Consider the following 10,364-nt stretch of genomic DNA (forward strand, 5'->3'; position numbering starts at 1 on the left):
CCCATGTAATTTTCCTCCTGTCTCCTGTCTCCTGTCTCCTGTCTCCTTCTTCAATAATTATCAATTAATGAAACTCCCTATTCATGTAGTGCTGTTTTAATAAGGCACTGTGGATTTTCGACTTGTTTTCTAGGGCGTTGAGTTCTTAACAAACCAATACTGCTAGTCAATATAAAACTGGTAAAACTAGCGACCGCTATAATCGGAATTATCGATGTATCAGATAAAACACTCAAAATAATCGAGGTGCTAATCGGAGTTTTAGTAATTGATACATTAATAGCAGCCATGCAACATAACATTGCAATAGTTGGATGTACTCCTGGAATTAAAAAACTGATAGCTAACCCTAAGCTTGCTCCCGTAAAAAATAGGGGAAAGATAAAACCCCCTCGAAATCCACCATGAATGGTAAAACTAATGGCCATCATTTTAGCCAGACAAATTCCGAGTAACGTTACAACTGTAAGTGTAGTAGCTGGCTCAATTAATTGAGTTTCAATTTGCTGCTCGCTAAAGAAGAGAGTTTGAGGATATAAAACTGCCAACCAACCAATCCCCAATCCTCCAAAAATTGCTCGCCAAATATGCCTATTTTCAATAGGTTGGATGGCCAACTCTGTGAGTCGAAAAATTCCAATAAACAAAATTCCAGCTAAACCACCAACTATTCCTAGAACTCCAGCTTCCAGAAGATTGAGCCAACTCAAAGCAGGAATACTATCAAAGTAGTCAAAGCGATAGATACCTCCAATTTCTAACCCAGTGCCAAACCGAAACACACCAAAACTAAAAATTCCTGCAACAACCGCCGGAATAATTGCTTCATAATACTGAATTCCGCGACGATGAGGAATCTCCAGGGCAAATAACGGGCCACCAACCGGATCGCCAAAGAATGCTGCTAATGCTGCACCCATACCACAAAAGGTCAGAACTCGTGTTTCCTTAAGACTCAAATTCAGTTTATCTGCAATCCAACTTCCTAAACTACCATTAATTTGTACCAGAGGTGCTTCAGGTCCCAAACTTCCACCAGCAGTAATTGATACTAAAGAAGTGGCAATCATCCCTGGTGTTTGACTCGGTTCCAAACGGCCAGGATCGTGAATTTTATCAATCACCTTTGCCATTTCTTGAGAATTGGCAAAGGTGTTTGACTCGGTTCCAAACGGCCAGGATCGTGAATTTTATCAATCACCTTTGCCATTTCTCCTGGTTGACCAAAGAAATAAAGACACAAGCCAACCCCAAACCCTCCAATTGTTGATACAATCCAGGTATAGTTCCATGCTGGGAACCAATCCGGGAAAATTCCTGTGAAGTAGTGCTTCCCTGTTTCCCAAACAAACTCCAAAAAGTGTTCTAAAACAAAGTAGTAAGCTGTAGCAACTAATCCTCCCATAATTCCAACAGCACTGGTATAAAGCATAATTTTGGAGTACAACAACTCTTGAGTTGGACTGCTTAATTCTAGTTCGTCGTCTTTGACATTTTGATTATTCATATTGGGAAAAGACCATTTAATCTCCCTCTTAATCAAAATCTTCTGGGTGAAAAATCCAACTGTTAGTAAGAGAAAGCTAATTACAAAGGCAAAAGCAAAAATATTCATAGGTCAAAAAAAATCATTAATTATTTCCTGCTAATAACGACTTTTAGACACACCTTTGACATCTTCCCGAAGCTGCTTTTGAGATACTGTGCAGGATGAACAATTTATGCTACACACCTATGCGTTTTTCCTTCTGTCATACTGTTTCTTCCAGAGGAGTTACACTTTTCATGTCCCGTAGCATTTCATGTCAGCGACAGTTGAAAAAATAATTTCTGAATTATCCACTATGAATTATCAAATACTTAGGGCTTGCTGATTAAATCTAAAAGCATTGACATATAAAGACAAGTGCCTTTTTGAGGCCTTTAAAAAGTACCTGGTATCACGTCTAAAAAGCTCAAAAAGTTAGTATTTTAGGCGCATAGTTGGGCAGAACAATCTTGGGACAATTCTTACTCCTACTTCCTCTAAATTCTCCTGTCTCCTGTCTCCTGTCTCCTACAAAGAGCAAAAAGACTTTCCATACGCAAACCCTACTTAACGTTCTTGAATAGGAGTATAAGAAATATTATGCTCTCCTGTATAAATTTGTGTAGGACGAAAAATCCGATTTTCTGTTAACTGTTCTTTCCAGTGAGCCAACCAACCAGCTACACGAGCTATAGCAAATACTGGTGTAAATAGATCGCTAGATATGCCTAATTTTCGATAAACCAAACCAGAATAAAAATCCACATTTGGGTAAATCCCTTTGTGGCCTAATCTTTCCTCTACAGCCTTTTCCAGCTCTAAAGCAATCTCATAATATTTGTCGTAGCCAAACTTCTCAAATAACTTTTCTGCCAGTTCCTGAAGAATAATAGCTCGCGGGTCTTTCACTTTATAGACTCTGTGACCAAAACCCATAATTTTGGCCTTAGTCTCCAAACATTTTTCTAGATATGGCCTAACATTTTCTACCGAACCAATTTCGGACAACATAGTAATAACGTCTTCATTAGCACCCCCATGTAGTGGACCAGCTAAAGTTCCCACTGCCGAAGCTATAACTGCATAAGGATCTGTCAAAGTAGAAGAAGTTACCATAGCTGAGAATGTAGAAGCATTAATAGTATGTTCAGCATGGAGGGTCAGACAAACATCAAATACCTGTGCTGCTAATGGATCGGGTTCCCGTTCATTCAGCATATATAAGAAGTTGGCTGCATAGTCCAGGTCATCTTTTGGCTGTACAGCATCGTTACCTTTACGCATTAACTGGAAAGCAGCTACCATAGTTGGAATTTTTGCCAGTAACCTGATGACTGCAGACCTAATATATTCTGGGTTATCAAGGGCACGGCGAGAATAAAATAAACCTAAAGCTGCTGCTGAAGTCTGTAGAGCGTCCATTGGATGTCCAGTTTCTGGAAAACATTTCATCATGTCCCGAATTCTATACTTAATTCTTCTGTGATAGCGAATGTCATGCTCAAAGCTTTCTAATTCTTCTTTGCTAGGAAGATAGCCCCAAATTAATAAATATGCTGTTTCCAGAAAAGAACTCTTTTTTGCCAGTTCCTGAATATTAATGCCTCGGTATTCCAGTACTCCTAGCTGTCCATCGACGTGACTGATACTTGATTGGGTAGCGGGAACACCTTCTAAACCTGGTTTAAATTCGATACAGACGACAGACATTACTATACCCTTTACTTAGTTAGAATATTCTCAACTTACATTATCAACTAGCTTAGTTGTGTCGTGGTTTTGACAACAATTTATTAACAATTCTGGCTATTTATACTCTTACTGTTAAATCAGAGATTATAGTTGGGGATTGTTGTTTCTCAGATTCTTATGTCAGTAGGGAATAGAGAATAAAATATACTTTTGTGCTTGAAGGGTAAATCCAAAAATAATTTTTCTTACTTATTTAAGCTGACCATCAAATATACAATTAATTTTGCTTGCTACCAAATTAATATGAAGTTGCATAGAATAATATATTAATATTAATTACAGTTGACTCTCAATTGAGATTGAGATAAATAAGTCAATAAATTTCATAACTGGCTACCTCACAGAAAATTGGGATAACACCTAAAACCTACGACTTAACACCTAATTCTGTTTAATTTGATTTTTTTAATTTGATCTAATTCAGTAGAAATTTTGGTGGTGTCAACCAAAACATTTGACTATTACCTACTGGTGAAGCAACTTCAGGTAAGGAAATACCTATAACTCCTGCTTTTTTTAGTATCAAAACTTGTCTAGCTTCTCCCCAGATTAAAATTTCTGCCCAATTTGCTAAGTCTGGTTGATGGCCTACGAGGGCTAATTCTCTATGTTCTTGAAGTTGCCATGTTTTTAGCCATTTTAGCCAGATATTAATTTCACCATCAGGAGCTAGTGGTAAAAATTCTTCTACTTTAGAGCTTAATTTATTTTCTTGAAGAATTTTAGCAGTTTGATGCGCTCTAACTAAAGGACTGGTGAGAATTAGGTTGAAATGAAGACCTAATTGTTTGAGTTGTTGAGCAACTTTGTTAGTTTTGCGATCGCCTATTTCCGTCAAAGGACGTTCTGAATCTGTGGGGTAATTTTCTGCATCTGCAGCTATACCGTGACGGATGAAATAAACATTTATACTCATAAGCTGTTCAGCATTTAGACTATATTATCAAATTTTTTTTAGAGAGAATGAGCTTTTAGTGCAACTGCTATGCAAAAGTATACGGGGAGAGTGGCAAGGGTGAGGAGATGGGGAGAATCTAGACAGGGCCTGGTTTGAGCATACGCTGCATTAATCAAAACTGATCCACCCTCCTTTTTAATAAAAATACTAACTGTAGTAGTCTAAAGAAGCTGAAAACTCAAACAAAGTTAGATTTTTCCTTCTGCCTTCTGTCTTCTGTTTTTTTTCTGTCTTTTGCCTGATATTGCTATTTTCGATACAAAAAACCCCTGCCTTCAGATGGACAGGGGCTTCATAAACCAATCACATATTTTTTCCATTCTTTATTCCTACCACTTTTAACGTGTTTAGTCAATTCAAAGTAAAGGCCACTATAGGGTTTTCGAGGAAGATAATGCAAAGTCATATTCGCCTCTTTTGGGGTACGATTACCTTTGCGGACATTGCAGCGAACACAAGCAGTCACAAGATTTTCCCAGGTATCGCCACCACCACGCGATCGCGGGATGACATGATCTAAGGTTAAATCATCGCCTGTATAATTACAGTATTGACAGGAATGACCATCTCGGTGCATAATGTTTCGGCGTGTCAAAGGAATATCCTTATAAGGAACTCGGACGTAGTATCGCAGTCGAATAACTGTAGGCAAGGGAATATCTGGCAGGATATATACCCCATTATGTTCAATCTGCTCCGCTTTACCTTTGAGCAACAAGACGATCGCTCGTCGCCAACTCGTGATATTGAGCGGTTCATAAGAAGCGTTCAACACTAAAACATTGGCCATTGATATTTCTGAAAAGATAATATTTTCTCATAGGTTAACACAATCGATCTTTGTTGGGACAAAAGTTTAGAGTTATACCAATTTGATCAATGTTTGCTACAAATAGCTAGGATATTTCTTAGGAGGACCGAGTCAGGAAGGCCGAGTCAGGAGGAATGAGTCAGAATTAATGGCTTTAATACCAGTTTTTAGGTCAGAATTTATCTTTTTAGTCCAAGAGAAATCTCCTATAAAGTAGGGGGGGATGGCAACTTGCTAACGCAAAGCTGCCGCGAACACCCTTACAGCCCTGATTATTCGTAACATTCTTTTTTTTAATTGGTATTAAACAATTTTCTGACAGACAAATTTAAGGTATAAAAAATTTTTGGCGTTGCTGATTCTGGGTATGATTTGATAATTTTGTATTTTGTATTTTGGATTGTTTAAACTACTTGTTAATATTAACTGTTCCCTATAAAATAATCTTCCCGAGCTGTAGCTATATAACCTGATAATCACTAATTATGGTAGCAAATAGTTTTAATAGGAAAGTTAATTAATTGAGGAGTGAATCAAAATGTTGAGTTGGGAAAATGCTTCTTTTAAAACTCTAGTAACAGAAAGCTTAAATCAGGACTCGATAGAAAGTGATGCTTATGGAGGGATTTGTCAAAGAGCTTGGGTAGAAATTAACGACCAGGCATTGGCCTATAATGTACGACAGCTTAAGAGTATTCTATCAGCAAAAACTAAATTGATGGGAGTAGTTAAAGCAGATGCTTATGGCCATGGAGCGTGTCAAGTATCTCAAACTATTTTAGAGGCAGGTGCAGATTGGTTGGCAGTCGCAACAGTGCCAGAGGGAATAGAGTTAAGGTTAGCTGGAATTGAAGCACCAATTTTAATTTTAGGAGCAACAGACCGACCAGAACAAATTCAAGCGATCGCTCACTGGCAACTTCAACCAACTATTTGTACCCCTCAGCAAGCTTTAGTTTTTTCAGAGACTCTTTCCCATTACACTAAAGCAATGCCAGTGCATCTGATGTTGGATACAGGAATGTCTCGCTTGGGAATGCCTTGGCAAGAAGCAGTAAAATTTGTACAATTTGTCCAGAGATTACCAAATTTAAAAATTGCTAGTATTTATTCTCACTTAGCCACTGCAGATAGTCCTGACCAAACAGTGATGAGAAAACAGCATCAAAGGTTTGAGGAAGCAATAGATTCGTGTTGTATTGATAGAGAAGGTTTTTCTAGGGATGTGCAGCTTCATTTTGCTAACTCAGCAGCTACTTTAACTGACTCTGCTTTACATTACGATATGGTACGAGTGGGTTTAGCTCTTTATGGTTTTTATCCAGCACCTCATTTGCATCAGAAAGTTAATTTAAAACCTGTAATGCAGGTTAAAGCTAGGGTGACACAGGTCAAAACTATTGAAGCAGGTACTGGTGTTAGTTATGGTTACCAATTTATTGCCAAAAAGCGGATGCGTTTAGCAGTGGTAGGTATTGGTTATGCTGACGGTGTACCTCGTAATCTTTCTAATAAAATGAAAGTTATTGTGCGCGATAAATTGATTCCTCAAGTTGGAGCTATTACTATGGATCAATTAATGCTGGATGTGAGTGATATTCCTGATCTAGAAACAGGTGAAGTAGTCACTTTATTGGGAGAGCAAGGTAAGTATCAAATTTCTGCTGAAGACTGGGCAAATACTTTAGGGACTATTTCCTGGGAAATTCTTTGTAGTTTTAAGCATCGACTACCTCGTGTAGCAGTTGAGAAATAGCACTCAGGAGTCAGGAGTCAGGAGTCAGGAGTCAGGAGCTTGATTTTTTGGTGGTAGTGCATTGTAATAGTGGTCTATTGTAATTATTTTGGTTAAGGAGAATGGTAGTGGGAGCATCTTGCTCCCGTACTCGCGGGCAGGATGCCAGTACTAGAGGTTTTTCATCCCCATCTACCATTACGCGAGCAGGACTACCGATTTTTTGAACTTGCTGTAATTCTCAAAGAATTTGACATCCTCTCCCGTTATAATCTTTGATTTAACGGGAGATTCCCAAACCTCGCATCGGCGAGGTTTACTGCTTGAGTGGCACTTATCTAGACTGTTGTCAGTCCCCGACAGTAGGCCAACGAGCGTCAATTTGCTCTACGATCTGCAAAGGCCGCAGTGACACCTCAGTGTTATCATGTTCCCATTGTATCATAATTCTATCTCAATAGAGTGCTTATTGTTTGTTTGGTCGCGATTCATCTCCCGGTAAATTGGAGATTATACCGGGAGTCCTCAAAGCTCCATTTTTGATAGAAACTTTCCATGGAAGGTATCTACAATATCCAGTGTTCCCTCTTGAATTTCCACCTACGAGCTAACACCTACCACCTACCACCTACTACCTAAGTCTATTAAGATGTCAACTACTACTAAAACTCCACGGGTAAGCGTAATTATACCCGTTTACAATGGCGATCGCTATATTCGCCAGGCCATCGAAAGTATTTTATCCCAAACTTATCAATCCTATGAAATCATTGTCATTGATGATGGCTCCACAGACAATACCTCTTTAGTCTTGGAACCTTATTTTAAGGCTATCCGTTATATATATCAAAAAAATCAAGGGGTTTCAACAGCTAGGAATCATGGTATAGATCTGGCGCGGGGAGAGTTAATTGCTTTTCTGGATGCAGATGATTTTTTTCTACCGGATAAACTGACTGCCCAGGTAGGGGTATTTGACGCGCAACCGAATTTGGGAATTGTTCACAGTGGGTGGCGCAGAGTGAATCAGGATGGTGAAACTATTAAAGATGAGACTCCCTGGGATTATGTTCCTAAATTGGATTTAGAGGCATGGTTACGATGGAAACCAATAGGCACAATGGGTACTTTGATGTTTCGACGAGATTGGTTGCAACAGGTGGGAAGTTTTGAGGCGGGATTAGGTCAAGCGGAGGATGTCGATTTAGTATTGCGTTTGGCTTTGCAGGGTTGTGAGGCCGACTGGTTGCGAGAGTCTACTGTTTGTTATCGTCAGCACGACCAAAATACGATGCGGGATGGGAGATCTCAGGCACGGTCTATTAATGGGGTTTTGGATAAGTTTTTTGCCTCGGAGTCTTTACCTTTGGAAATTCAGTTATTAGAAAAACAGGTGCGTTACAATACTTTGGTGTGGAGTTCTTGGTATTTGTACTATACGGGTTTCTATTCTGAGATGGTGGAATATTTACAAAAGTCTTGGGAATATTCTTCTTTTTTACCTGTGGGAACAGTGATTAATTGGATTGATAGCTTTACAGGATTTTCTGAGAATGTAGGGGATGATTTAGATGCTGATCGATTAGCTAAAACTTCTGAGTGGCAAGATTTAATGAGTTGGGTGATTAGTCATAGTGAAGTTTCTTGACTCCTGAGGGCGAATGCCATTTGCTAACGCAGAGCTGCCGCTAATATCATGTTCGGTAGAACAGTTATAATATCAAATCCGCTTAATTCGGTATAAAAAAATGTTCCATCTTCAGTTATTGCTAAATCTTTTTATATCTCCCTATCTCCCCATCTCCCCATATCCCCATCTCCCCACACTCTTATTATCTAATTACACCAATACTACCGGATTTGATATAATTAGGGTTTGCTGAAAAAGTCTTTGGTCTAAAGTCTTGAATTGTTAATAGAGATAGCAGCTTGAGCAGACAGTATATTTAAAAGTTAGACTCGTTTTGAGGTAAATGCACCTGTGGTTAAATTATTTTCTAAATAAATAATTCCTCTTAATTTACCTTGATTAATTAAGGGAGTACAGAGAATAGATTTACTTTGTGTGGCGATGATATAAGGGTCATCAATAAATTGTCCTTCCTGGAGTGCATCATTAAGAACAATATTTTCTTGAGTGCGAATTACATAGTTAATAATAGTGATCGGTAAAATGGGAATAGATGTTTCTGGGTCTACAAATTCTATCGGAATAGATTGTGATATTGTTACTTCGTCGCTATCTATTTTTCCTTGAGCTTCCATCACCCAACGACCTTTATGCTTGAGAATTAAACAGCCTTTTTGCGCCCCTGCATTTTCGATAGTAATTTTCATTAAATTGTGCAGAAGATTTTCCAACTTAATTTCACCAGAAATTGATTGAGATGCTTTAATCACAGTTGTTAAATCTAAAAGTTCTGCTTTACTGCTGGAAGTAGAAAAGGTAGTAGTAGTTGTTTCTTGAGATTCTACTTTTTTCTGTAGCATTTCTGAGAGTAACTGAGAGGATATCTGTAAAAAAAAGATTAAAATCAAATAACAAGGGGGTAAAACCAAGAAAATATAATATCATGTTCGGATGATAACTTATAATAAAGCCAAAATCATTACAGTAGAGGTATTCAAAGTTGATGGCCGAAAGGATTGCGATCGCCAACTACCTGAGTGCTCAAGAGTTACTGGTTCATGATCGCCAGGCGACAAATGTCACCGAAGGTACCCATTACCAAATAATTTGGTTATTGGTGACAGGAAAAACACCATGATAAGTGGCCCATGTCACTGGTTACAGTAGAACTTGGATTTATCAGTTAGTCAAACGCTACAACAAATGGGGCACAAAAAGTTTGGGAGACGGGCGCCGTCACAACCAAGGGCAGGAGGCAATATTAACAGATTTACAGCAAGCCCAACTGTGGCAAGTTCTCTGTGAAAAATCACCAGATGGTGGATTGTGGAACGGTCGTAAAGTAGCCGATTGGTTAAGTGAACTGACCGGAAAACAGGTAAGTCGGCATCGAGGATGGGAAGATCTCAAACAAATGACCCGATCGGTTACGTGTTCCTCCACCTCAACATGGGGAGTCTGACCCACTCGAACAAGAAAATTGGAAAAAAAACTGGATTTAAAAGTTAAATTTCTTCAAGCTCCATACCCAGAGGCTGAAATTGAAGTTTGGGGAATGGACGAGCATCGTCTTGGGCTTCATCCGGTATTGCGTCGAGTTTGGGTTTCACAAGGAGAGCAGCCAATTGGCGACCTGAGACAAAAATATAAGTGGATGTGGTTGTATGGGTTTGTACACCCGATTGGCAGGAGAGACTAAAAGAGTGGATTCTACCCCATGTCAACACAAAAATATTTAATCAAGTTTTAGATGATTTTGCCACTGAATATGGTCTGGGAAAGAATAAAAGAGTTCTGCTGGTCATCGATCAAGCCGGTTGGCATACCAGTGACAGCTTGAAGATACCAGAGGGTTTGGATTTAATCTATTTACCTGCCAAGTCACCAGAACTACAACCAGCAGAACGTTTGTGGCCTTTAACTAATGAAGTTGTGGCCAATAGCTCTCCC

General features: G+C 38.9%; 12 protein-coding genes. 6 read left to right on the forward strand and 6 right to left on the reverse strand.

The features are described from left to right. Positions 1 to 77: 77 nt before the first annotated feature. The 5 genes from D5R40_RS26585 to D5R40_RS26600 form a co-directional block, all read right to left on the reverse strand. Positions 78 to 1,133: a chloride channel protein gene (locus D5R40_RS26585; RefSeq protein WP_205127700.1), complete on the reverse strand. Its 1,056-nt coding sequence runs from the start codon at positions 1,131 to 1,133 to the stop codon at positions 78 to 80. Continuing rightward, on the reverse strand, positions 1,121 to 1,615 hold the full coding sequence (locus D5R40_RS38135) for a voltage-gated chloride channel family protein (protein WP_205127701.1): 495 nt from the start codon (positions 1,613 to 1,615) through the stop codon (positions 1,121 to 1,123). Before D5R40_RS38135 ends, D5R40_RS26585 begins: the two co-directional genes overlap by 13 nt. A gap of 480 nt (positions 1,616 to 2,095) precedes the next feature. Then, positions 2,096 to 3,238, reverse strand: coding sequence for a citrate synthase (locus D5R40_RS26590; protein WP_124145770.1), 1,143 nt, complete (start codon positions 3,236 to 3,238; stop codon positions 2,096 to 2,098). Between the two features lie 457 nt (positions 3,239 to 3,695). Further along, a complete protein-coding gene (gene sixA / locus D5R40_RS26595; protein WP_124145771.1) occupies positions 3,696 to 4,196 on the reverse strand; it encodes a phosphohistidine phosphatase SixA in 501 nt (166 codons plus the stop codon). 334 nt (positions 4,197 to 4,530) lie between these two features. Next, the gene (locus D5R40_RS26600; RefSeq protein WP_124145772.1) at positions 4,531 to 5,028 is read right to left on the reverse strand and encodes an HNH endonuclease; all 498 of its coding nucleotides are present in this window, start codon (positions 5,026 to 5,028) and stop codon (positions 4,531 to 4,533) included. Between the two features lie 559 nt (positions 5,029 to 5,587). On the opposite strand from D5R40_RS26600, the gene alr reads away from it, so the two are divergent. After that, positions 5,588 to 6,805 carry an alanine racemase gene (gene alr, locus D5R40_RS26605; RefSeq protein WP_124145773.1) on the forward strand — a complete coding sequence of 406 codons (1,218 nt, stop codon included), beginning with the start codon at positions 5,588 to 5,590 and terminating at the stop codon, positions 6,803 to 6,805. Between the two features lie 628 nt (positions 6,806 to 7,433). Continuing rightward, positions 7,434 to 8,432 (forward strand): glycosyltransferase family 2 protein, encoded by a 999-nt coding sequence (locus D5R40_RS26610; protein ID WP_124145774.1) that lies wholly within the window; start codon positions 7,434 to 7,436, stop codon positions 8,430 to 8,432. Positions 8,433 to 8,737: 305 nt separating this feature from the next. On the opposite strand, the gene D5R40_RS26615 is transcribed toward D5R40_RS26610, so the two are convergent. Continuing rightward, entirely contained in the window at positions 8,738 to 9,274 is a 537-nt protein-coding gene (locus tag D5R40_RS26615) for a GAF domain-containing protein (RefSeq protein WP_205127431.1), read from the reverse strand. Between the two features lie 143 nt (positions 9,275 to 9,417). On the opposite strand from D5R40_RS26615, the gene D5R40_RS41505 reads away from it, so the two are divergent. The 4 genes from D5R40_RS41505 to D5R40_RS26630 all read left to right on the forward strand — a co-directional run. Continuing rightward, positions 9,418 to 9,552, forward strand: coding sequence for a hypothetical protein (locus tag D5R40_RS41505; RefSeq protein WP_282433668.1), 135 nt, complete (start codon positions 9,418 to 9,420; stop codon positions 9,550 to 9,552). A gap of 3 nt (positions 9,553 to 9,555) precedes the next feature. After that, a complete protein-coding gene (locus D5R40_RS26620; protein WP_124155462.1) occupies positions 9,556 to 9,876 on the forward strand; it encodes a helix-turn-helix domain-containing protein in 321 nt (106 codons plus the stop codon). 18 nt (positions 9,877 to 9,894) lie between these two features. Beyond that, positions 9,895 to 10,113 (forward strand): hypothetical protein, encoded by a 219-nt coding sequence (locus tag D5R40_RS36120; protein WP_124145776.1) that lies wholly within the window; start codon positions 9,895 to 9,897, stop codon positions 10,111 to 10,113. Beyond that, positions 10,071 to 10,364, forward strand: a 294-nt coding sequence (locus D5R40_RS26630) for a transposase (protein ID WP_192901317.1), incomplete at its 3' end; no start/stop codon positions are given. The genes D5R40_RS36120 and D5R40_RS26630, both read left to right, overlap by 43 nt.

Origin of the sequence: Okeania hirsuta (genome assembly GCF_003838195.1) — a bacterium.
Lineage (GTDB): Bacteria > Cyanobacteriota > Cyanobacteriia > Cyanobacteriales > Microcoleaceae > Okeania > Okeania hirsuta.

Excerpts from the sequence above, each read along its gene's own strand:
- D5R40_RS38135 (WP_205127701.1), bottom strand. The coding sequence starts at position 1,615 with ATGAATATTTTTGCTTTTGCCTTTGTAATTAGCTTTCTCTTACTAACA.
- sixA (WP_124145771.1), bottom strand. The coding sequence starts at position 4,196 with ATGAGTATAAATGTTTATTTCATCCGTCACGGTATAGCTGCAGATGCA.
- D5R40_RS26610 (WP_124145774.1), top strand. The coding sequence starts at position 7,434 with ATGTCAACTACTACTAAAACTCCACGGGTAAGCGTAATTATACCCGTT.
- D5R40_RS26615 (WP_205127431.1), bottom strand. The coding sequence starts at position 9,274 with ATGCTACAGAAAAAAGTAGAATCTCAAGAAACAACTACTACTACCTTT.
- D5R40_RS26590 (WP_124145770.1), bottom strand. The coding sequence starts at position 3,238 with ATGTCTGTCGTCTGTATCGAATTTAAACCAGGTTTAGAAGGTGTTCCC.
- D5R40_RS26600 (WP_124145772.1), bottom strand. The coding sequence starts at position 5,028 with ATGGCCAATGTTTTAGTGTTGAACGCTTCTTATGAACCGCTCAATATC.
- alr (WP_124145773.1), top strand. The coding sequence starts at position 5,588 with ATGTTGAGTTGGGAAAATGCTTCTTTTAAAACTCTAGTAACAGAAAGC.
- D5R40_RS26585 (WP_205127700.1), bottom strand. The coding sequence starts at position 1,133 with ATGGCAAAGGTGATTGATAAAATTCACGATCCTGGCCGTTTGGAACCG.
- D5R40_RS41505 (WP_282433668.1), top strand. The coding sequence starts at position 9,418 with ATGGCCGAAAGGATTGCGATCGCCAACTACCTGAGTGCTCAAGAGTTA.